The sequence below is a fragment of the Secundilactobacillus collinoides DSM 20515 = JCM 1123 genome (genome assembly GCF_001435975.1).
GTDB lineage: Bacteria > Bacillota > Bacilli > Lactobacillales > Lactobacillaceae > Secundilactobacillus > Secundilactobacillus collinoides.
In genome coordinates this window covers 43,507-66,917 of the sequence record NZ_AYYR01000001.1, presented here as the reverse complement: position 1 = coordinate 66,917, position 23,411 = coordinate 43,507, and the positions used below count along the sequence as shown (strand labels likewise).

Here is a 23,411-nt window from a genome sequence, read left to right as displayed (position 1 = left end):
CCTCCTTATTTACGCCTTAATCGGCGCCAGTAAATCCGTCTGCCAATAATAATGAACACAACTAAAGCAATTAAAACAACACCAAAAAAGACGGTTAAAAACTGACCCTGGAATTTGAAAAAGCCCTTGAAAAGCGGTTGAGTTGCCACTGGTTTCGGGGTTTTATAGGGTGACGCAACCTTGCGAGTGACTCGTTGCTGGTGACCATTTAAATAATATTTACCGTCATGATAGACCAGCTCTGTTGTTCCAGTGCGAATCGTACTCCGATATCCATTTGTCTGCAGATTAGCCCATTCGAACCCAGCATGAACGATTGTGCGCTCAACATGCCTCAATTGCGACTTGCTCGTAGGCAATGAGATAGTCAGCGCAGTTGGAACTGCAAAATCAGAAACCATTTTGGCTGACATAGTTTTTAACGGAGTTGCCGCAAACGCTCGTTGCGCCACAACCGCATCGTTATCTTGTTTGAGGTATGTCGGTGTCTTATTAGCCAAAAGGAGCCAGCTTGAAGATTTCTGCAGGGCATTTTTTCGGAGTACGGCGTCCTGATTCCAGTACCCTTCGCTGCTGATGCCAACTGGAAAAACGGCTTGATTTGCAAGGTCAACCAGTTCTCCCGTCATCAGCCGATCTAATAAAGTGCCATCACTAGCAGAAGCTCCGCCTACCTGTGGTGTTTGCAAAAAGACAACACCGCCATTTAATTCCACTTCGCGAAGCGCCTTAGTGTACGTCCGATATGCGGCCAATTCTGAATTATCCGTAACCGAGACTGCACTGATGGCAAACGGAATATGTTGTTGTCTTAAATATCGACTGAGACTGACAAGCCGGGTAAGGTTGCTGTACGGTGTGACCTTCCTAATAGTCAGTAACGGGCGATTCGTTGTTTGTTTGGTAAACAAGTGGGCCAATAGCTGCTGACTCGTTGCCAATCCAATGCCGCTCGTATTAAAAAAGGGCAGGTAAGCATCGTGATGATTAACTGTGCCATATGCATAGTCCACATTACCGTCTGGAGTGACCAGTCGGCCATACATTACCGCGTCGGACGACTGGTGCGTCAGAACTGTGATCGCCTGTTTAAACGGTAACGATTTGCTTGTTTTAGCTGTTTTCAATGCCATCTGTTGTTGATAAAGAACCATTTTTGTCGCACCGAGTTCCGAAGCCTCCTTTGCCGTCAAACCATCGCCAATATGGAGTTTGATTCCTCTGTATGCGTCACGGTCACGGATGAACGTTTTGTTGGTAATCCCAACGGCTGACCAGTTAACCATGGTGATAACGCCCGTGTAGTGGCCTTGCTTGATCATCCCAGCTTGATAATCAGTCTGGGCAACCGTTTTAACCCGCAGATTAAGTGCGGTCAGCGTCCGTTGTAAGATATCAATTTTTTGGTTACCACGTGCACTTGTATTCTGTGCATCATAAACCAGCAAAACACGTTGTACGCTTGCCTGCACATGATTCATTGGCACCATAACCAGCAATATCGAAGACAGAAGGAGAGTCACAGACAGTAACCAGTGTTGCCAATGTTTATGTGTCATCTTCTTCCTCCTTTTCGTCACCGGTCAGCCATAATCGTTTATTAAGGACATCTGAAATAAAACATAAAAAGGTAAGGTTATAACAAACTGGCACCATGAATAAATGTTTCGCCAAATCAGCGTCCCCATCACCAATAATTGAAATAATCGGGACAAACACGCAAATGGTCATGAGGCCGGTGATCAAGAAAAAACGGATAATGCCCCCTGGGCGTTTGGCTTTTAAATCAAGCCAAGCACTCACACTGTAAATACCAATAAATGCCAGCGCTAATAAACAATCAAAAGCATATTTGTGAGGGAAGTAATTGGTCATCAAGGTGCTGTATCCCGTAAAGAAGTATGATTGCGCACCAGCCGGTTTACCCGAACCGCGTGCATAGTTGCCGACTGCGGTGACCCGAGTCTGCATCACATCCTTGGCCGCCAGATCAAGTAATTGGCCAAACTGTTTGGGGTGCGCGGCATAGTAGCGAATCAGCCAGCCGGTCCCATATTTTTTCAGCAAGTGCTGCTTGATATATGAATCACTAGGTTTGACCGCCGTGAATGTCTTAGGATAATAATTCTCACTTCGCATTAAAGCGTATGCTTCATTAAGGTGTTGCTTCGCTATCTTTTGGCTCGGGTCACCGGTCTCTAACAGCACCCCATGCGTCAAAGCTTGGTACTGATTGACTTCACTAAACTCTGTATTTATCATCTTATAGGTCACACCGCCAGCGCCGACAATCAATACGAACCCCATCAAAATTGCAATCCGGTGGCTTTTAGACTTCGCCAAAAAAAGCAATCCCGCGCCTGCGACGATAAAACTTAATGCTAACGGCGCATTCTGCTGCTTATTGGTAATCAAGAAGACCGTGCTGACGATAAACAACAGGACCATCGGCCAATTATGCTGATAACACCGATGCACAATAGCCATTATGGCCGCAAAGCCATACATAACCGCAATAAGCATACCTGGCTCAGCAAAAAACGAATTAAAATATAGCGTCAGCGTACCATCTGCAAACACGAAAACTACCAGAGCAGCAATCACGTAACTTCGTAACCGCCGGTATGGGTAAACCAAAGACTTCGTCAAGAGATAAACTGCGCCGAGGAAAAACACCTCATAGATTGCGGCCAGAAAACGAAGATCAAACACATGCCGACTGTAAAGAAGTTTATTCAAGACAACCGCAGCCTTGACGACTAATGATTGTGACGAAAACACCGCAACGTTGTTTTCATTAAAATAGCGCATCAGGCCAAATTTTTGGACGACAAAGTTCAGATACTGGCTATGTTGCGAGGGGAGCCGATAAATGCCATTGCTCAGCATGGCTCGGTAAAAATCTCCGTTATCTGCTAACCCATGAATGGGCGTCAAAAACAATAACGGTATTGTTACCAGCGCAGCAAACAGGCAAGCGAATACGCCGGGTGAAAACACGCGACTGATGCGATTCAATTTTAAAGTCAGCCCTTTTCTCAAGTTATCGTCCCTCAATATGTTGTCGCAACAAGTGCGGTTAGATTATTAAATGAATACGTCTGTCCTGTTGCAGCATCTCCCAAAGAACCAAAAATTGGCGATTTTTGATTAACGACCTGTGAAGCCCATACCGCCTTCATCGCTGTTTGGTACATCGCACGATTGTGAACAGTAGCAAAGATCAGCGCAGCAAGCGCATAATTAGCAGACGACTGATCCTGGTTGACTACGTTGCCATCGATCGTATAACTGTTATACAGTTTATGCGCACTGACTTGTTCAGCGAGCCAGTCAACGGATTGCTGTTTAACCTGACCAACCTCGGCCAGATGCAAGAGCACTTCTAAGGCCTCGGATGTGTTTAGATTCTTACTGCTGTATTCACCACTTTGCCAATCATAGCTTGACGCATACAACGGGAAAGCATTGCCCAAATACCCGGCCTGAACAAGTTCTAATTGTTTTGCGTAATAGTGGCGCTGTGTTTTGGATACAGACTCAAAGTAGCGCAGCGTCAACAGGTCGTAATAGGCTAACGAGCTGGTGGTACTTGCTTGGTGCGCGTTGACATCATAAAAATCAACTAACCGTCCCTTGGCCAAAACGTGTTTTTGAAGTTTTGCAAATCGCGTCGCTGCTTTTTTAGCGTAAACATGACTCTTTGTGTTAATCGCATACACCTCCAATGCCCGAATCACCCGAAAATCATCTAATGTGGCGTTCACATTAGATCGTTTTTTGGTCGTCGGATCATATCGATAGCTGAGCTGGTCACCCTGACCAAATGTCGCGACCGTCTGTTGATAACTACGCCGAAAGGCCTTATTTTGTTTTGTTTGCGCTAAATAAGTCAGCCATAACCCAGAAGATTCTAGCAGCATTTCGTGGCCTGTGGCCTGAGACTGCTGCTTGTCGGAAGCTAAATAATTTGTATAGATACCCTCAGAAGTAACCAGCTTATCGTGAACAAATTTGTGCAACTCAGTTTGCTCAATTGTGTGGTGATGATAAGCTGTCGTAGCCACAAAACCCTTTGCTGAACGCGTCGGAACCTTAACGGCCACACGACTTGAACAACCACTTAGAATGATGCTCAGTCCAACCAGGGACAACAACCACGACATTCTTTTCATCTACATATACCGCCTTTCTGTTGGCTAACAGTTTCCTTAGTTAATATAGCAAACCCATCAGCTGTAAACCACATTCCCTAGTTAAAACTCATAAAATTATAAGGTATTACTCAATTAATTCTCAGTATTGGGACACACTAAAACGTATTACTTCCCAGTCGTCCAATAAACGACGTTAGTGTAATACCGTTAGTCCTCATCGTAATCATCCTATTTGCATCGTGAAAAAATCTCACGCCCCCATTATTTTACCACCAGCAACCACAAAATGACTGCTAACTGTCGTTTTTCTTGGCAAATTTGTTTAGAAAAAAGTTTTTTCTGAAAGAATACATGAGACCCCAACTAATACCCCGAAATTTGGGATATAGTTGAGGTCTCTTTTATAGTCGGAAACGACAGTTTTGTTGTGGCTGACTAAGCCGAAATCACTCACGTAGCATATTTAAGCTGTTTATTCGCAGATTGGCCCCTTGACTCAACCGCACAATTTGCTAACGGTTTCTGTCATTCTCCTCATTAAGCGATAATTTGTCCAAACGCGATTGAATTCGATTTAAATTTTTTACCAATGATTCCCGTTCATTTTCAGGAATCGCATCGCGCACTTCTGTTTCCAAAGCTGCGAACACTGCGTTGATGGAGGCAATCAGTTCTTCCCCCTTTGCCTCGAGGTACAACTGTTTTTGGCGTTCGTTGTCATCCGGAATCCGTCGACTGACATACCCTTGTTTTTCCAACACTTTCAACATATTCGTTACAGTGGCATTCTGACGGTTTAAGTACTGCGCGACATCTTTTTGAATCGTTCCTGGATGTTCACTCACATACTTTAACAGCCGGGCTTGCTGGTTGTTAAGGCCTAAATTTCTGAACCTGTCATGGACCAGCTCCATTTCTCGAGCAACTAGATGATGCAGACGATCGGTAATACTGTTGGGATCATTACTTTTCACGATCTACTGTCCTCCATTTTCGTATTTACAGCAATAAGTATACCGACCCTTTAGTTCATAATCAAACTCCTTAAGTAACCCACAATTCTAAATCCAACTGTTAAAATACTAACAATTTACTTTTCATCTGATGATGCCAAAAAAACGCACTGCTCATGATGCTGACTTACCGCCAGTCATCATCAGCAATGCGCTTTTTTAAATGTCACCAACGGCCGAAGATTTGGCGATTCAATTTCGAAGTGACGCACGCCCAAGACGCGTATATGCGCCTTATCATGAATCGCTAGTAATCGTCCCGATCACCTGCTTTAACGCAGCTTCAAAACTGTCCTGCGCCGGCACTGGTGAAAATTGAAACAAGCCCCAAAGTTCATTTTGCACGTAGCCAAAAACCAGTGCCCGAAACAAGCGTGCTTCATTTAGCATCTCGGTATGGTTGGCAGTGTATGGTGCAATGAGCTGCTCTAATAGATTAATTAATTCTCGGAGGTGCTCGTTAGCCACTTCTTGATGCCGATAATTGATGCCGCCAAAAGCCAACCTAGTCATTTCAGGTTGTGCTAACAGCAAAGTGTGGAGCCGCTCGCCAAAAATGGTCAACGCCTGCTCACCTGCGACACCGACTAGTTTTTTTTCAATATTTGCTGTCAGTTCATCCAAAAAGTCGATGATCAGGGCCACCTTTAGCTGTTCCTTACCGGGGAAATAAGCGTACATGGCCTGCGGGCGAACGCCTAACACATCTGCCACGCGACTAAAGCTTAATTGCTCAGCACCATCCTCGTTAACAAGCTGTTTAGCAGCTGTTGTTATTTTACTAATTGACAAATTTCTCTTCTGTACCATATTCTCACTCACTTGCTTTTTTTATGTAACAAGTCTATTATTACTCTTTGTAAATTAAATTTACAATGGTTAATTTAAGAAAAAGCTTTCACCCTCACAGTTACTTGAATAGAAACGTAAAAACATTGTACTGTTTTGCAATTCTAAGACTGGTTACTGATATTTCGCGTGTCATGCCCTTTCATCCAACTGGCTAAGTTTCTTAAAAACCGTGGCACACAATGCGTCACACTGGATAAAAAATTCAACAAGGGAGAATAACTTGCATCATGGATGAAGCTCATCGTGAACAAAGCCCTTGGAAACGTAATTTATACGTTCTCTGGGGCTGTACATTTATTGCCGGAATCGCCTTTAGTGAGATCATGCCTTTCATGTCACTGTACGTGAGTGAACTGGGTCATTTCACTAATGCACAGGTATCTTTTTACAGCGGGGTCGTTTACGCGGCGACCTTTCTTGTGACTGCTATTGTGTCGCCAATGTGGGGCGCTCTCGCTGATCGAAAGGGTCGGAAAGTGATGCTAATTCGGGCATCGTTTGGAATGGCAGTCGCCATGTTTCTGATGGGTCTGGTCACTAACGTCTGGGAATTGATTGCTTTACGAGCCTTACAGGGGCTCTTCTCAGGGTTTATTTCCAACGCCCAAGCACTTATCGCTTCACAGACACCCCGAAATCATAGCGGAAAAGCGCTGGGAACACTTGTCACTGGGTCAACCTCTGGTATGTTAATGGGACCCATCATCGGCGGCGCTTTGGCGGAAATTTTCTCCATCAGAAATACGTTCTTCATCACGTCAGCCCTATTAGCTGTCGCCGGTATCTTATCTGCAACTCTGGTGAAGGAATACTTTGTGCCCGTAACTAAGGAAAAGCAGGCCAAACAACACGGTATTGGCGGTTTGCTTGGTCAATTTCAGAATCCGCGGTTAATCATTGTCCTGCTGCTGTCGACCATGTTCGTGCAACTAGGAAACACTTCGATTGCGCCGATTATCAGTTTATACGTTAAACAACTGATGCATAACAGCGGGCCGATTGCGTTTGTGGCCGGTATCATCGCCGCCTTGCCCGGTATCTCAAACATTCTGGCTGCCCCCCGACTTGGCGCTTACGGCGACGTCAATGGCTCCAGTAAAATATTGATGGGCGGCTATTTGTTCGCGATGATCATGTATCTGCCCCAAGGATTTGTAACAAGCATCTGGATCTTAGGTGTATTACGATTCCTGATCGGCATTTCTGACGGCGCCCTGTTCCCGACGATTCAGACCCTGTTGACCAAAAATTCACCAGCGACAGCCACCTCAGCAATTTTCTCCTGGAACCAATCATTCCAAGCTTTAGGTAACATGCTTGGTTCCCTGCTTGGTGGCACCTTGGCTGGGTTGTTCGGTTACAACACCGTGTTTATCTCGACAGCCTGCCTGCTCATGATCAACTTTCTGATGTTGTGGTTCACCGAACCTAGTTTACGGTTCAAATTAAAACGCGCTTAACTTTTATTCGTCAAAAAAGACTGGATTCCGCTTAGGATTCCAGTCTTTTTTTGTCACAAATTCACTATCAGGCTATTTCTTATCTAATCTCTTTTTCGCATCTGCTAGCGACACCACATTACTTTTTTTCTTCGGTTTTAGTTGCGCCCCATCAAATACAGCCTTAATTTCAGGACCAAGTTGTTTGGCCAATTTTCCTTCCGTGTCCAAGTAAGTGACCAAGCGTTTTAGACTTTCTCGTAACAAGGCAAAACTTTCTGGATCACTGGTTGGGTCATAGCCTGACCAGATAATACGCACGTCATCAGGTTGCCACCGTTTTGGTGTTTCCAAGAACTGTGCGTACATGGCATCACCAAAAAAAGTAATAAAGTCAACGAAATCAGCTTCATTAATCTGCTCATGAAGATCTTGATTTTCTGGTAAGCTCCAAAGGTACCAAGCATATCTTGATAAGTCGCCATGAGTACGCGTTGCCACCGCTTTAGTCCAATGTAGCTGCCCCGTTGATTGATCGTGAGGCATAGTCAAATAATCTCCGTCATTAAAATAGACCAAATCACGTTCATAGGAGCGGCTCTCACCGGCACGTCTTGCCTGTTGGTTTTCGACCCAAGCACCAATGAAGGCTTCCGTTTCTTTCCGATCCCGTTTGTCGATTCCGGCCGATGCTGCATCCAACCACATTTTTTTTGTTTCCGAATATTTTTGACGGTTTTGTCCGGCCACTACCATGGTCTCTTCAACTTCTTTAATCGCTTTAATTGTCCGATCGGCATTGACTGAACGCAGATAGCCCGCCCGTTTTGCAAAGCTGAAGAAGGCCTCTAATACCGGCCCAATTTCTTGGTATTGGGCCGGTTGAATGATGAACTGGTGCACAAAATGGTCAGTTAACACTGCTTTGATCACTGCTATCGTCCAATTTTTGGGTGTCCGATGGTATTCATCGTAGGCTGCCCTCGTCATCTCCTTGATGTACCGCGAAGCATTTTCTTGAGTGGTCATCTTTGAAACTGACTGCCATTCCTGACTATCAAAGAACGTGGACACCCAAGCCGTAACGTATTTGTCGATGTCTGCCGCAATATAGTCATGCCATTCAGTTGTCACCCCAGGGCCAAAAAATCGCTTATCGAATACTTCATCAGCTGTATAGTCATCACCATATTCTGGTGCTTTGATGATATCGAAATCGACCGGCTCGTTCTGGTCGCCATAACCCTGCTCACCAACACCATACGCCACTTCCACCCGTTGTAACATATCAGTAATCTCAGAATGTTTCAGCGTCGTCGCAACGGTGTTTACAAGAAAGATCACAAAATCGTTCAGCGGAATATACATATCGCGCCATGCACCCTGCAACTCATCATGGGAGGCTTGAGTCATGTGCGTCGAGAATGCATAAAAAACTGCGCCCATCGCTTCTTCGATATCGGCCACTGTCCACTGTTTCGGATTCATGCCAGCATTTTCAAACAAAGTAAACGTGAAGGTGCCTAAAATGGCATTCATTTCATCGTCTTTAAAAATGGTCGCCAGTTGCTGAAAATTTTCGGTTTGCGCATATTGATTTCGAAAGGATAAATACTGTTTTTCTGGGTTTTGCTTATGTTTTGCCATTTTGACTCCCATCTCAATTTCGTTCATGATTCGTTTTCCGTAGCCCTAGTTTGGCATATTCTTTATTGACTCACCTAGAACGCGGTACTTATTACACCATTTTTAACAGAAAAAATCCTCAATCAAACGATGTTGAGGGTTCAATCAGCGTGAACTCATTACTTACGTCTTTTATTGCGTTTTTTCTTCTTGCCTAACAGTTTCTTAGCCTGTTGCATTGAGACAACCTTACCATATTGCAGGTCCTCATGTTCAGCATCCAACACTGCTTGCACCGCAGCTGCATTCCCTTTCGTAAACTTTCCTTGCTCAACAAGGTAAGACACCAGCACTTCTAAACTCGTTACGAGTTGTTGGTAACTAACACGCGATATTTCTTGTTTGCGACCAGCCAATATCGTTTGGACATTCTCTCCATTCCAGCGTTTCGGCGTGGCCACCGTTTGTGCATAAACCTCATCCGCAAATAATACGAGCGCGTTTACAAAGGTTGCTTCATTCAGGCGATCGTGCAAATGCTGCTGTGCCGGCTGGCTCCACAAATACCAAGCAGTCCGAGCCATATCATCATGCACCTTGGTTGCGACTGACTTGCTAAACTTGTGGCCGTCTCGTTCTGCCACATGCTTCATGGTCAAATAGTCCTCCTTAGGCTGACTAACAAGCGTTTGATCATAAGTCAGTCCCTTAGAGGCCCGCTCAGCCTGGGTGTTCTCGTTACTTCGGGCCATAAAGGCATTGACGGCATCCTGGTCCTTCATGTCGATCTTTGCTTCCTGCATGGCCAAAATCATTTTTTTAGATTCAGAGTAATTTTGGGGATCCTGAGCCCGAGCAATCATCGTATCATTGATGTCCTGAATGCCCTTGAGAATCAAATTCGCCTGGTCTGAATCAATCAACCCATGGGACTTCATAAACCCAACGAAGGTCAGTAACGACGGGGCAACGTCCTTGTACTTATCAGCTGTCATCCCCACGTTGCTGACAAAGTAGTCCGTCATCACAGCCCTAACCATCTCTACTCCCCAATCCTTCGGTGCGATATGATACTGGGTGTAAAGCTGTTCTACTAAGATATGAATGTACCAGTCAGCGTCATCGAACGAGACGGCATCGTTTAGCATCCGCCATTCGTCGCTTTCTTTGAAATCAGCCAACCAGTTCGCTAGGTCACTCTTGATGTTTGCCAGTGTCCGCTTTTGTGTCGCGTCCAGTGGCTTTTTGTACGGCGGCTTATCATCCGCGTCAGGGTCCGTGTAGTACTCAGGATAATAGGCAGCACCGATTTTAAAATCATCTTCGACCTCAACCAGCATCGCATCAAAGTCAGGCCCCTGTTTGCTATTGCCGGCATCATCAAAGGCGTAAATTGCAACGCCTTCCAGCGGCTCCAAAACATCCTGAAATTCCCGGGTCAGCGCCTTTTTGTCAGAATCGCCAAACTGGTCACTGATATCTGAAAAGACCAATTCCATGGCCATCTCATAGTTATCAACCTGCCATTTTTTCTTATTGGTTCCACCAAGCGTCAGCAGACCCTTCATGAAATTGTCGAAAATCGTTTTCAGTTCATCTTCATCGTACATGTCTGTAAAGCCGAGGTAGATGTCCGATATTTTGTATTGTTGCCAATAATCGTTAATTTGTTTATCAAACGCGCTGTTTTTTTCCAACATAATTTACTCCCTAGTTTCGTGTTTAGATATGACTAGTATATCATGACAAGGCGTTCACTTATTAAGCGGTTTCATCCCTAATGAGCATAGTTTGCTTGTATGGCGTTCGTCCCTGTTGTTTCATGCTCATATCGTACCATAAAAACACTTTCCACCAAAGCTTGGTTCACAGTGTTTTAAGGGCTCACCGGTTATCATTTTGAAAATGAGTCATAATCGTAATACGTCTTACTAAAAATGACCAAACGAAAACCGCCACAATTAAAAAATGCGGCGGTTAATTTTCATTATTTACCGAGCAGATAATAGCAACGCGCTATTCCCACTCAATAGTCGAAGGCGGCTTGCTCGTCACGTCATACACGATACGGTTAACGTGGTCACATTCGTTTACGATCCGTGTTGAAATGTGGCTCAGCACATCCCACGGAATGTGTGTGAAGTCCGCGGTCATCCCATCGATTGAAGTGACGGCCCGGATACCAACGGTGTAGTCGTATGTTCGACCATCACCCATGACACCCACTGACCGGATACCTGGTAATACAGTGAAGTACTGCCAGATGTCGCGGTCTAAACCGGCTTTTTTAATTTCGTCACGAAGAATGTAGTCACTTTCGCGGACGATTTCAAGTTTTTCTTGTGTGATTTCGCCAATCACCCGAATCCCTAAACCAGGACCAGGGAATGGTTGACGCCAGACGAGGTCAGAAGGCATGCCGAGTTTTTCACCCAGTTCACGTGCTTCATCTTTGAAGAGTGACCGCAATGGTTCGATCAACTGGAACTGCATGTCGTCTGGTAATCCGCCTACGTTATGGTGTGACTTGATGGTTTGCGCCGTATCAGTCCCACTTTCAATAACGTCGGTGTAGAGAGTGCCTTGAGCTAAGAAGTCGATACCATCAAGCTTGGTTGCTTCATCGTTAAACACTTGGATGAATTCGTTGCCGATGATTTTCCGCTTCTTTTCAGGGTCGCTGACACCCGCCAATTTGGTTAAGAAACGCTCGTGCGCATCAACCTGAATAATGTTCAGACCAAATTTACCTTTCAGGCTCGCCATGACTTGTTCGACTTCGCCCTTCCGCAACAGACCATGATCAACAAAGATACTGGTCAGCTGATTACCGATAGCTTTATGGAGCAACACCCCAACAACGGAGGAATCAACCCCGCCGGACAGTCCTAAGAGAACCTTCTTGTCGCCAACGGTTTGCCGGATATGCTCGATTTGCAGGTCAATGAAATCATCCATTGACCAGTTAGCCTCGGCATGACAAACGTCAAATGCAAAGTGCTTCAAAATTTCATTACCGTAGTCCGTGTTCCGGACTTCAGCGTGAAATTGAATGCCGTAAAAGTTGCGCGCCGTGTCCTGCATGGCAGAAATCGGGCACTCAGGACTCGTGGCAACGCTGGTGAAGCCTTCTGGGACTTGGGTGACCAAGTCGCCATGGCTCATCCAGACGTTTTGCTCCTTCGGTGTCCCGGCGAACAATGTTGCATCGTCGCTGGTCACCGTAATAGCAGCTCGGCCATACTGACCGTTGTCAGAGTCAACTTTCCCATTCAGCGTATAAGCCATTAGCTGCATCCCGTAACAGATACCCAAGATAGGAATGCCTAACTTGAAGATCTCCGGGTCAACGCGCAGTGCATCTTTTGCATAAACACTATTTGGCCCACCGGAAAAGATAATTCCCTTTGGGTTGATAGCCTTTACTTCGTCAGCCGTGATCGTGTGAGCCATCAATTCTGAGTAGATGCCCAGATCACGAATTCGGCGCGTAATGAGTTGGTTGTACTGGCTACCAAAGTCCAGCACAATAATCTTATCAAAGGACGATAAATCCACCTTTGCCAAACGATTCACCCCTTAGTTATTGTCTTTCTAATTAAATCATATGCCCCTATCATACCCGAAAACCCTAAAGCCGGTCAATCAAAATTAATAGTTTTTAATTGTTCGGGTTTTACTAACTAATATTTCCGCATTAAAATTTGGTCGATGATATGGTGCGGACCCTTATGAATAATGAGGTCTGCCCGATTTCGTGTCGGTAAAATGAACTCTTGTAAGTTAGGCAGATCAATGCTGGACCAAGTCTGTTTGGCAGCCTTAATTGCGTCCTCGTGATTCCCGGTAGCGTATTCATAGTAGTAGTTATCGGAATCCTGTAACGCAAGCTTCAATAATGCATCAAAACGTTCCAGGAACCATTTCTCAATTAGTTCGGGTTTTGCATCCACATAGATTGAAAAATCCGTAAAATCAGATACATACACCTGTTCCGTGCTTGGCAGCTGCAGCGTGTTGATTCCTTCAACAATCAAAATATCTGGTTTGATTATGTGCTGCACCTGATCTGGAATAATATCGTAGACCTTGTGTGAATACACCGGCACGGTGATGTCGCTCACGCCAGCCTTCACCTTATTTAGAAAAGCAATTAGTGTTTTCATATCGTAACTTTCAGGGAAACCCTTACGATCCAAGATGCCCCGTTTTTTCAATTCAGCAGTGGAATAAAGAAACCCATCGGTAGTCACCAATTCAACCCGTTGCGTTGGGAAAAAGTGGTTCATCAACACTTCAAGCAACCGCGCCGTGGTACTCTTTCCCACGGCAACACTGCCGGCAATTCCGATAATGAAGGGGACGTGCCGGGGTTTTTTGTGCAGAAAATCAGACTTCACGTCCTGCCAGCGGTCAAAGTCCTTAATCTTCAGGGACAGCAGGTGGATCAACGGAATATAAACGTCCTGCACGTCCTGCAGCGAAATCCGGTCGTTAAACGCTTGGACCTGCTTCAAGCTGGCCTGAGTCAACGGCACGGAGGCCGCTTGGTAAAAATCGCGCCACTGGGGCTTTTCAAATACATCGTAGTTTATCAAATCAGTCATTTGCCTGTCTGCCTCACCTTATCAGTCGAAATACAATTGTCACCATTATACATTAAGCGCTACCATCCGCGTAGGGTTAGTTGCTGATTGTCTCAAAAATAGTATTTCACAAGCCTTAAAGACCCGCTGTGGACTGTGTCCAATCATCAGCAGTGCCACGCACACCAACTAAAAAAGGCGCCAAGCAACGCATCGTTTTCGACACATCACTTCGCACCTCAACACCATTACTTATTCAATATATATTCCTCCGCCGGAACAGTTTCCAACAGTCGTGACAATTTGCCATCCGCCAGCACTGTCAATCGGTGCATCGCACGGGAACAGATGGTGTACAGCAACTGCCGGTCGTCTTCTTCAAAATAGTTTTCATCAGAAGCTTCCCAGACAATAACTGCGTCAAATTCAAGCCCCTTTGCGAGGAACGACGGCACGATGATCACGCCTGATGCCAACCGTTGATTTTCGGACTGAATCAACGTTGCACGCACGCCTGCTTCCTTGAGCTGTTTGGCTAAAGCCCGACACTGTTTCAACGTCTTGCCGATAATGGCGGTCGTTTCTTTGTCCTGGTTGTTTTGGTCAACCTGTTTGATCAGTGCCTGCAGCTCGCCCTGTTCATCCGCCGCCAGGGTCACGTTCGGCAACTGGCCCTCCCGATCAAAGGCGGTCACCGCTTCCCCATTCACCAGAATGTGCCGGGTAAAGTCGGTAATCTGCTGGGTCGACCGGTAGGATTGCGTCAATTGCACAACGCGGGTCTTTTCTGGATCAAACATCGTACTGAGCTCGCTTAGCAGCGTGTGGCTGTTTTCCTTGGTAAAAATAGCCTGATTCAAATCGCCAAGCAGTGTAAACCGGGCTCGTGGGAAACTGAACTTCAAGAATGCCAGTTGAAACGGCGTATAGTCTTGAACTTCATCAATGAAGACGTAGCGAATATCGCGTTCGCCCTTCTTGCCCGTCATTTTATCAAACAGGTACAGATAGGCAGAAACGTTGCTCAGCGTCATTTTGCCCTTCTTGATTCGGTCAACGGCTCGCGCAACACTGGCCTTCCAGTCGTCCTTACTGATATCGTACTTGGCAAGGTCGATGATGTAAGGCATACTGCGCAGCATGTGAACGAACTGCGCGTTAATGCTCAAAAACCGGTTACGGACAATGGCCTGCCGAATCGGTTGAAAGGCCTTCATGACAATTTTTCGGGCCAGAAATTGAAACTCTTTGTCCGCTGACTCGAATTCGCGCGGCTGGTCGCCAAATAACTTGTCCATTTCCTCTTTACTCAGGTCCTGAACGGCTTCTTCGACCCACTTGGTCCGCATCTCAGAACTGATGCGACGATTCAGCATCTTGATGAGCCGTTCTTGCGTCCCGTCCAACCGGTTGCCTAAGCGGTAATTTTCATTAAAGCTGTAATAAATATCATGAATTTTTTCTTTAGTAAAGAACGGCTTGCCCTTAAAGTTGATGTTTCTAAAGATCATATCTTCTTTTTCAAGGTGGTTTGCATAGGCCGTCACCGCGTCAAAGAAGGACAGTCCGCCCTTTAACGTATCAATGCGTTTTTCAGCTGCCGTATAATCTTCACTGAAACGCTCTGACAGCGTTTCAACTGCCATCTTCGGAATCCGGCGGCCAGCATACTGGTAATAAGTCATCTGGACCATGTTATGCTCGCCCAATTCCGGCAGCACTTGGTCGATATAGTCGTTAAACAGTTGGTTTGGCGAGAATAGCACCACCTGACCGGACGTTAGTTTCCCCCGGTACCGGTATAGCAGGTAAGCGACCCGTTGCAACACAGCTGCTGTCTTACCGGAACCCGCAGCACCCTGGACGAATAACAGGTCCGATTTTGTATCCCGGATGATCTGGTTTTGTTCCTTTTGGATGGTGGTCACGATGGACTTCATCTTGGTGTCGGATTTTTCGCTCAACGCGTCCAACAACATTTGGTCGCCAACAGCTTCTTCCGTGTCAAAAACAGTCTTGATCTTGGCGTCTTCAATTTGGAACTGCCGCTTCAATTTAACATCCACCGTCTGTTCGCCATCCGGTGTCAGGTACGTCACGTCACCTAAACCGCCATCGTAGTAAACACTAGAAATCGGGGCCCGCCAATCGTATACTAGAAACCGATCCGGTTCGTCTGAAAAGGAGGCCAGACCAATGTAAATGGTCTCCGTTTTGGGTTCGCCAGCCTCGTGGAAATCGATGCGCGCAAAGTACGGCGTTTTTTCCAATTTTTTTAACGTTGTTAATTCATTCGTGGCGTGTTGCCAACTGTTCTGCCGTTCACCTAATAACTGTTGTTGTTGGCGAACCGACAGCGCGGTCTCCATCATGCCGGTATAGGAATCCGTTTTCAGCCGAAGGTCATTTTGGAAGTTATCGCGAATGCCCTTCTCATCAGCTTCTGCTTGTTCAATCGACGTTTGTGCCTTGGTTTGGGCCACCTTGATCTTAGATACAACATCATCAAGGTGAGCTTGTTCTTGTTGCTTAATTGACGCAGCCATAATGACCCCTCCATCCATAAATTTCGATAGTCAATTTTACCACTTATCGCCTAGCGTGTGTTGTAATTAGTCTATTTTTAAACAAGCTGGGCCAACACTGTCGGCTTAACCCGTTACATACTATTCGGCTCGCTGTTTTGAGCCACCATTGTGAGGTGTCCTATGAATCAAATTTCGCTCGTCATTATTCTGTTAGCAGCCCTGATTATTCCGCTGGTGATGGCACGGTTTAAACTGACGTTGCTGCCAACGGCGGTCATCGAGATTATTGTCGGGGTCATCTTAGGTCCCAGTCTGTTCAATCTTATCCACACCAGTGAGACACTGACACTGTTGAAAAACGTCGGGGTCATCGTGCTGTTGTTCTTAAGCGGTCTGGAAATTGATTTCAGTCTGTTCAGCCGCAAACGAACCGACCTGTCACCGTTGCAGCAAAAGCAGGCGGTCGGCGCGCCGCGGTACTCCGCTGTTACCCTGGCTTTCCTGAGTTATGCCAGTATCGTTTTAATGTCCATCCTGCTGGGACTCATTTTTCAGATTACAGGGCTCTTCAGCGACATGTGGTTGGCGGCCATCATCTTCATGACGATTTCACTTGGCATCGTCATCGCCGCACTCAAGGAAAAAGAATTGCTCAGCAAACCCTTTGGACAAACGATATTGCTTATCTCTGCCCTCGGGGAGGTCGTGCCTATGTTGGGGCTGACCTTCTACGCGTCGATTTACAGTCCCCATTCCAAGTCACTGTGGCTGTTGCTGCTGATTCTGTTGGTCGCCGCCCTGCTGTTCTGGCGGTTCAAGGCGTTCTTTAAATTTTTCGACAAAATCAACAAGTCGACCACCCAACTTGACGTTCGGCTAGCGTTCTTTCTCATCGTGGCGCTTGTCACCGTTGCGGAGTCTGTCGGTGCAGAGGGTATTCTGGGTGCGTTCCTTGCCGGCATCGTGCTGAAATTACTGGAACCCCACGAAGAAACTAAAGTACGTTTGGATTCCATCGGTTACGGCTTTTTCATTCCAATCTTCTTCATCATGAGCGGCGTGGGACTGAATCTGAAAACGTTGCTGCAAAATAAGCAGACACTGATTTTAATTCCGGCCTTCTTAATCGCCTATTTCGTTGCTAAGGCTCTGGTGTACCCAATCTTACGACTTCGTTTTAAAAACGCGAATGCCTTTGCCGGCACCGCCATGACCAGCACGACACTGACGGTTGTTTTGGCAACCCTGCAAGTCGCACAGCACCTCAACAAGCTCACTAGTCAGCAATCTGGCGCCTTTCTACTGGCGGCAATTTTGACCTGTGTCATCGGGCCATTGTTGTTTAACCGCCGCTACTCTGATGAAGAGGAGGACCTGAAAAAAACCGAGGTCCACTTTATCGGCACCAATTTACTGACCGTCCCCGTCGCCCAGCAACTGGCCAAAGGCTGGTACCAAATTCAGATGTACACCGACCGGCAAGCCAACTACCGCGCGTTTAACAGTGAAACTAACGTCGTGCTTCTGGAAAATTTAAACGCTAACGACCTGGTGGAGCAGGGCGTGTTTGACACTGACATCATCATCCTTGGTCAGAGCAACGCCAAGGAAAACTACCGTCTGGCAAAAGCCGCCAAACAATACGGCGTCCCGCGGGTCATTGCCCGGTTTGAAGACGCTAATATTCTTGATGACCGCAGAGAAACGCTGATTAAAATGGGCGTTGAAGTCTACAGCACACCAGAGGTCAACATCAGTATGCTGCGGGCACTTATCCAAAGCCCCTCAACCATCGAATTGTTGAGCTCGACTGAATCGGCGGTTTATGAAGTGAGCCTGTTGAACCGCAAGTACGCTGACATCCAGGTTCGCAACTTACCGTTCATTGATGACATTACAATCACCCAGATCTACCGTGAGCAGCGTTTCATCAGACCTAGTGGCGACACACCGCTGAAATTAAACGATCACATCTTATTTACCAGCAATAAACAGGACGCACCGCGAATTCGACGGGAGCTTGGCAAACTGAACTAGCAAACTATGCTACACTATTAGTGACTGAATCTTGATACCTCGCAAAGGAGCATTTGAATGACAACCTTTTCTGTCTATTTCGTCCGTCACGGGCAAACTTATTTGAACAAATATCACCGGATTCAAGGCTGGGTGGACGCCCCACTGACCGACAAGGGAATTGCGGACGCCAAACACGCGGGTGAGCGGTTGAAAGCTATTCCCTTTGACGACGCCTACACTAGCGATGCACCACGGGCACAGAACACGGCCAAGTATATTTTAGCCGTCAACCCCGGCTCCGTCAGTGAAGCCACCATCGACACTGCGTTTCGTGAAGAGAATTTTGGCTATTTCGAAGGTAACGACGACCTGCAAGCTTGGCATGTGATTGGCGGTCCAGACGGTTACGACACCTTCAGCAAAATGATTGCCGGTTACTCAATTGAAACGGTCAAAGATTTGATTGCTGAAAAGGATCCCTACCATGACGCAGAGAACAATGCGCAGTTCTGGGCACGCTTGGACGCCGGCTTCAACCGATTGATTGCTGCCCAACACGATGGCGATAAGGTCTTGGTTGCTTCTCACGGCACCACGATTCGCAGCATCGTTTCGCGTTACAGTGACACCCTTGACCCAGCAGTAACCACCGAAAACGGCTCTGTCACGAAACTTACCATCACGGATGGTAAGTTTCATGTGGATTATTTTAATAACACCAGCGACCCGTTATAGGCGCCACACGTCAACTCTAAAAGATGCTTGCTTGGCATCTTTTTTATTTTGGGTTGAGGGATCATTGCATGCTTGCGTCTAATTGCGCCATCCGCTTTCTATAACAGTCCGCCAATATATATTAGGCACCTACCCAATTAATGAACCTGTCCCTGATATTTGATGGCTCTGGAGAAATAATCTGCTAACGCCTATTGCTGGTCCATAGGCGTTAGCAACGTGCTATAGATTATCAAAATCACTACGGGTGATGCCATTCAGCATGATCTCATCTTGCAAGGAAAGTGATCCACTGTCTTATCCACAAATTTGACGCAAATCACAAAAAGGCAGCCAGAAAATCTGGCTGCCTTTCAGCGTGCAACATATTCATTTAAAGAACCTTAAGTCCTTCTTTTTTAGCACGTTCTTGATACATTGGAATTTCATCTGGACTGGCCTGAACCCAGTGGTGTTCAGCAATCTCGACCAGCTTACGTGCCTTGTCACCCTGCTCGTACTTGGGATCGTAACCGATTTGGGTTCGCGTCCGTTCGTATTCCGGATCAGGGATCGGCACAGCAGATAACAGGCTGCGCGTGTAGTCGTGTAACGGGTGGTTGTATACTTCGTCGGAAGTTCCGACTTCCAGCATCCGACCGTAATGCAGCACGCCGATCCGGTCACTGATGTACTTCACCATTGAGAGGTCATGGGCGATAAAGAGGTACGTCAGGTGACGTTCCTTTTGCAACTGCTTCAACAGGTTAACGACTTGGGCCTGGATGGACACATCCAATGCGGAGATCGGTTCGTCAGCAATGATGAACTTTGGCTCCACAGCAAGCGCCCGTGCGATCCCGATCCGTTGCCGTTGACCACCTGAGAATTCATGCGGATAACGTGACCCATGATCACGGTTTAACCCAACCGTTTCCAGCAGTTCCGCAACCCGTTTATCACGGTCTTCCTTACTCTTTGCTAAGTGGTTGATGTCGATACCTTCAGCAATGATGTCACGAACTTTCATCCGCGGGTTCAGGGAAGCATACGGATCTTGGAAGATCATCTGCATATCACGACGGAACTGCTTCATTTTTGTCTTATCTTTCATGCCGACAACTTCATCGCCATGAAATTTAATGGAGCCGCTTGTTGGCGTGTACAGGTGAATGATGGCCCGTCCGGCAGTGGTCTTCCCAGAACCAGATTCACCAACCAACCCAAAGGTCTCACCTTCGTAGATATCAAAGGAAATGTCGTCAACGGCTTTAACTTCGTCCTTTTTACCAACGTTAAAGTATTGCTTCAGATGGCTGACTTCCAATACTTTTTTGGCATTATGGTAGTCCATTATTGTCTTTCCTCCTCTTCCTCTACTGGGTGCGAAAGCTTCTCAGCAGCTAACTTTTTCTGCATTTCTGCAAATTGTTTTTGCCGGGCCACGATTTGGACCGGAGGCGTTACTTTGGGTGCGTCCGGATGCAATAGCCAAGTTGCGGCGTAGTGTGTATCCGAAACCTTGAAAAACGGTGGTTCCTTTTCAGTATCGATCTTTAAGGCGTACGAGTTCCGTGGGGCAAACGCATCACCGGTCGGTGGGTCAAGCAAATCAGGCGGTGTTCCCGGAATGGAGGGCAGCTCGTCGCCGTTGGTTTCCAACGTCGGCATTGAACTTAATAGCCCCCAAGTATACGGGTGCTTTGGGTTGTAAAAGATTTCATCAACCGTTCCGTATTCTACGATTTTACCGGCATACATGACAGCCACCCGGTCAGCCATCCCAGCCACGACACCAAGGTCATGGGTGATGAAAATGATTGACGTCGAGATTTTATTTTGCAGTTCACGCATCAAGTCCAAAATTTGGGCTTGAATCGTGACATCCAATGCAGTGGTTGGTTCATCAGCGATCAGGATCTCCGGGTAATTGATCAGGGCAATGGCAATGACGATCCGTTGCCGCATCCCACCAGAGAATTGGTGCGGGTAGTCGTTGATTCGATTTTCGGCATTGGTAATACCAACCAATTTCATCATATCCAGGGCTTGCGCCATGGCCTTCGCCTTGCTCATCCCTTTGTGAACCATCAGCGGTTCAGCGATTTGACGACCAATCCGCATAGTGGGATCAAGCGAAGTCATCGGGTCTTGGAAGATTTGCGCAATTTTTGCGCCACGCAAATCCTGCAGTTGTTTTTCAGTCATTTTCAACACATCTTGGTCGTGGAACATCACTGTTCCGCCTTCGACCACTGCGTTGTTTGCCAACAATCCCATGATGCTTCGGGTGGTCACCGTTTTACCAGAACCGGATTCACCGACAATGGCAAGCGTCTCGCCCTTTTTCAGGTTAAAACTCACGTCGCGGATAGCTTTGACCGTCCCAGCGTAGGTTTTGAAATTGATTTTGAGGTTTTCGACCTCAAGAATGTTTTCGTTACTTTCCATCATTTTCGCTCACCTACTCTTTCGTTTGTGGATCAAAGGCATCCCGCAAACCATCGGCGAACACGTTAAACGCAATCATGATAACCGACAAGACGATTGCTGGGTACCACATTTGATATGGCAGGAACTGGAAGTTCTTTTGCCCATCGTTCAACAAGGTCCCAAGTGACGCCTGTGGTGAACTGATCCCGATCCCAATGTAGGACAGGAACGCTTCGAAGAAGATGGCGCTTGGAATGGTAAACATTGTTTGAATGATAATGATACTCGACAGGTTCGGCAGTAGATGCTTAAACGCGATCTTCACTGAGCTTTCACCCAACGTCCGAGCCGCCAGTACATATTCTTGTTCTTTTAACTCCAACGTCTGCGCACGTATCAGCCGGGCCATGGTGGTCCAACTAGAAAACGCAATGGCGATGGTAATTGACATCATCCCTGGTTTCAACACAAGGATCAGTAGCACAACAACAACCAGTTGCGGGATCGACATAATAATTTCAATCAGCCGCTGCATAAAGTTATCAATGCGCCCACCTTGCCAGCCTGAGAACAGGCCGAAGGTAACCCCAAACAACAAGTCAACCGCCGTTGCAATCACGGCAACGGTCAGTGAGATCCGGGTCCCATAAAGGATCCGCGATAACAAGTCACGGCCAAGGTAGTCGGTCCCCAACCAGTAAACGTGGGAACCAGCATGGGCTTGCGCGTAGGCGTTGACCCGGCTGCCGGCCTGGTTCAAAGTACCGTTCAAACCGTTAATATCAACCCCGGGCCACTTTGGCGGCAGGTTTGCAAACTGCGGGTTAACCGCGTTTGGATTATGTGGTGAAATAATTGCGGAACCAAACGCCGCAAGGAAGAACAAAATCAAGATGGTCATCGCAATGACGGCGCTCTTGTTTTTCCTTAATCGACGCCAAGCATCCTGCAAAAATGTCAGGTTAGGCGCTGCGATTTTTTCACTGTCCAGGTGAGCCGATTTGTCAACGGGCTCAAAACTATCTGCTGGAAGTTTTATTTGATCAGCCATTTATTTTCCTCCCATTTAGTTACTGTTCCCAGTCAGTCGAATCCGCGGATCGATGATACCGTAAACAATATCCGTCAACAACAACACAACCATCAGCATGACACTGTAAACGATGGTCACGGCCATAATCGTTGGGTAGTCGTTGGTCAGGATCGACTTAACAAATTGTTCCCCGATACCAGGAACGGAGAAGATGTTTTCAATAACCATCGACCCGGTCATAATATTAACGGCCAGCGGTCCAATGATCGTAACAACGGGAATCAAACTGTTCCGGAGCGCATGGTGGTAAATCACACCCCATTTGCTCATCCCTTTAGCGGTCGCGAGTTCAATGTAATCAGAATTCAGTACGTCCACCATTTCGGTCCGGATAAACCGGGCCGTATCGGCGAACGGCGAGGCCGCTAGTGCCAGAGTCGGTAGGACGGTATACGAGAAACCGCCCCAGTCGGCAATTGGGAACCAACCCAATTTCAAACCGACATAGTACTGAAGGAGAACAGCCAACACGAAACTTGGAATTGAGATCCCAAGAATTGAGATGATCGTTGTTCCAGAATCGATCCAGGTGTTCTTGTTGATGGCACCAAGGGCACCAAATAAGATTCCTGGAAGCACCCCGATGATCATGGCCTGTGCCCCAAGTAGCAGGGAAGGTCCGATCCGGCTGGAGATCAGGTACGAAACAGGTTGGTCACTAAATTGGAAGGATGTCCCAAAGTTGCCATGGAAGATGCCAACAACGTAAAGCAAGTATTGCTGCCATACAGGCTTAGTCAACCCATATTGTTTCAAAATCAAATGCTGTTCTTGCGGGGACAATTTGGCTTGGTTAGTCAACGGTGTCCCGGGCAATAACTTCATCATGAAGAACGTGACGGTGATGACGATAAATAATGTCAGGAGCAGATAAAATATCCGCTTTGCTAAATACTTCGCCATGAAAATACCTCTCATTTCTATTTTGCAGACTAATCCTATTTTATCATG

Annotated in this window: 17 protein-coding genes; 3 read left to right on the top strand and 14 right to left on the bottom strand. The window is 46.7% G+C overall.

All coding sequences use genetic code 11. The features are described 5' to 3' along the window. Nucleotides 1-5: 5 nt before the first annotated feature. The 5 genes from FC82_RS00285 to FC82_RS00265 form a co-directional block, all read right to left on the bottom strand. Nucleotides 6-1,559 carry a hypothetical protein gene (locus FC82_RS00285; RefSeq protein WP_056995901.1) on the bottom strand — a complete coding sequence of 518 codons (1,554 nt, stop codon included), beginning with the start codon at nucleotides 1,557-1,559 and terminating at the stop codon, nucleotides 6-8. Next, nucleotides 1,549-3,018: a glycan biosynthesis hexose transferase WsfD gene (wsfD, locus tag FC82_RS00280; RefSeq protein ID WP_065101476.1), complete on the bottom strand. Its 1,470-nt coding sequence runs from the start codon at nucleotides 3,016-3,018 to the stop codon at nucleotides 1,549-1,551. Before wsfD ends, FC82_RS00285 begins: the two co-directional genes overlap by 11 nt. 35 nt (nucleotides 3,019-3,053) lie before the next feature. After that, nucleotides 3,054-4,175 carry a hypothetical protein gene (locus tag FC82_RS00275; protein WP_054760326.1) on the bottom strand — a complete coding sequence of 374 codons (1,122 nt, stop codon included), beginning with the start codon at nucleotides 4,173-4,175 and terminating at the stop codon, nucleotides 3,054-3,056. Between the two features lie 494 nt (nucleotides 4,176-4,669). Next, entirely contained in the window at nucleotides 4,670-5,131 is a 462-nt protein-coding gene (locus tag FC82_RS00270; RefSeq protein WP_056995900.1) for a MarR family winged helix-turn-helix transcriptional regulator, read from the bottom strand. Nucleotides 5,132-5,407: 276 nt separating this feature from the next. Continuing rightward, nucleotides 5,408-5,962 (bottom strand): TetR/AcrR family transcriptional regulator, encoded by a 555-nt coding sequence (locus tag FC82_RS00265; RefSeq protein ID WP_235809133.1) that lies wholly within the window; start codon nucleotides 5,960-5,962, stop codon nucleotides 5,408-5,410. A gap of 287 nt (nucleotides 5,963-6,249) precedes the next feature. Here FC82_RS00265 and FC82_RS00260 point away from each other — a divergent pair, with 287 nt between their 5' ends. Beyond that, nucleotides 6,250-7,482: a multidrug efflux MFS transporter gene (locus tag FC82_RS00260; protein WP_054760322.1), complete on the top strand. Its 1,233-nt coding sequence runs from the start codon at nucleotides 6,250-6,252 to the stop codon at nucleotides 7,480-7,482. A gap of 72 nt (nucleotides 7,483-7,554) precedes the next feature. On the opposite strand, the gene FC82_RS00255 is transcribed toward FC82_RS00260, so the two are convergent. The 5 genes from FC82_RS00255 to helD form a co-directional block, all read right to left on the bottom strand. Next, nucleotides 7,555-9,135 carry a hypothetical protein gene (locus tag FC82_RS00255; RefSeq protein ID WP_056995898.1) on the bottom strand — a complete coding sequence of 527 codons (1,581 nt, stop codon included), beginning with the start codon at nucleotides 9,133-9,135 and terminating at the stop codon, nucleotides 7,555-7,557. A 131-nt stretch (nucleotides 9,136-9,266) separates the two neighbouring features. Continuing rightward, complete coding sequence (locus FC82_RS00250) at nucleotides 9,267-10,784, bottom strand: hypothetical protein (RefSeq protein ID WP_162260910.1); 1,518 nt, start codon at nucleotides 10,782-10,784, stop codon at nucleotides 9,267-9,269. A 319-nt stretch (nucleotides 10,785-11,103) separates the two neighbouring features. After that, on the bottom strand, nucleotides 11,104-12,654 hold the full coding sequence (guaA, locus tag FC82_RS00245) for a glutamine-hydrolyzing GMP synthase (protein WP_153021006.1): 1,551 nt from the start codon (nucleotides 12,652-12,654) through the stop codon (nucleotides 11,104-11,106). A 116-nt stretch (nucleotides 12,655-12,770) separates the two neighbouring features. After that, nucleotides 12,771-13,694 (bottom strand): type I pantothenate kinase, encoded by a 924-nt coding sequence (gene coaA, locus FC82_RS00240; RefSeq protein ID WP_056995895.1) that lies wholly within the window; start codon nucleotides 13,692-13,694, stop codon nucleotides 12,771-12,773. Between the two features lie 227 nt (nucleotides 13,695-13,921). Then, nucleotides 13,922-16,219, bottom strand: coding sequence for an RNA polymerase recycling motor HelD (gene helD / locus FC82_RS00235; protein ID WP_056995894.1), 2,298 nt, complete (start codon nucleotides 16,217-16,219; stop codon nucleotides 13,922-13,924). Between the two features lie 162 nt (nucleotides 16,220-16,381). On the opposite strand from helD, the gene FC82_RS00230 reads away from it, so the two are divergent. Together FC82_RS00230 and FC82_RS00225 are read left to right on the top strand one after the other, a co-directional pair. Further along, nucleotides 16,382-18,238: a cation:proton antiporter family protein gene (locus FC82_RS00230; protein ID WP_054760309.1), complete on the top strand. Its 1,857-nt coding sequence runs from the start codon at nucleotides 16,382-16,384 to the stop codon at nucleotides 18,236-18,238. A gap of 57 nt (nucleotides 18,239-18,295) precedes the next feature. After that, nucleotides 18,296-18,955: a histidine phosphatase family protein gene (locus tag FC82_RS00225; RefSeq protein ID WP_056995893.1), complete on the top strand. Its 660-nt coding sequence runs from the start codon at nucleotides 18,296-18,298 to the stop codon at nucleotides 18,953-18,955. A gap of 373 nt (nucleotides 18,956-19,328) precedes the next feature. Here FC82_RS00225 and FC82_RS00220 read toward each other — a convergent pair whose 3' ends face one another. Genes FC82_RS00220 through opp3b form a run of 4 tightly spaced genes read right to left on the bottom strand, consistent with a single transcriptional unit; the run spans nucleotide 19,329 to nucleotide 23,363 of the window. Then, on the bottom strand, nucleotides 19,329-20,288 hold the full coding sequence (locus FC82_RS00220; RefSeq protein ID WP_191982788.1) for an ABC transporter ATP-binding protein: 960 nt from the start codon (nucleotides 20,286-20,288) through the stop codon (nucleotides 19,329-19,331). Then, a complete protein-coding gene (locus FC82_RS00215; protein ID WP_054760305.1) occupies nucleotides 20,288-21,385 on the bottom strand; it encodes an ABC transporter ATP-binding protein in 1,098 nt (365 codons plus the stop codon). Before FC82_RS00215 ends, FC82_RS00220 begins: the two co-directional genes overlap by 1 nt. Before the next feature lie 13 nt (nucleotides 21,386-21,398). Continuing rightward, nucleotides 21,399-22,418 carry an ABC transporter permease gene (locus FC82_RS00210; protein ID WP_056995891.1) on the bottom strand — a complete coding sequence of 340 codons (1,020 nt, stop codon included), beginning with the start codon at nucleotides 22,416-22,418 and terminating at the stop codon, nucleotides 21,399-21,401. Nucleotides 22,419-22,433: 15 nt separating this feature from the next. Further along, nucleotides 22,434-23,363 (bottom strand): oligopeptide ABC transporter permease, encoded by a 930-nt coding sequence (gene opp3b / locus FC82_RS00205; protein WP_054760303.1) that lies wholly within the window; start codon nucleotides 23,361-23,363, stop codon nucleotides 22,434-22,436. Nucleotides 23,364-23,411 lie beyond the last annotated feature (48 nt).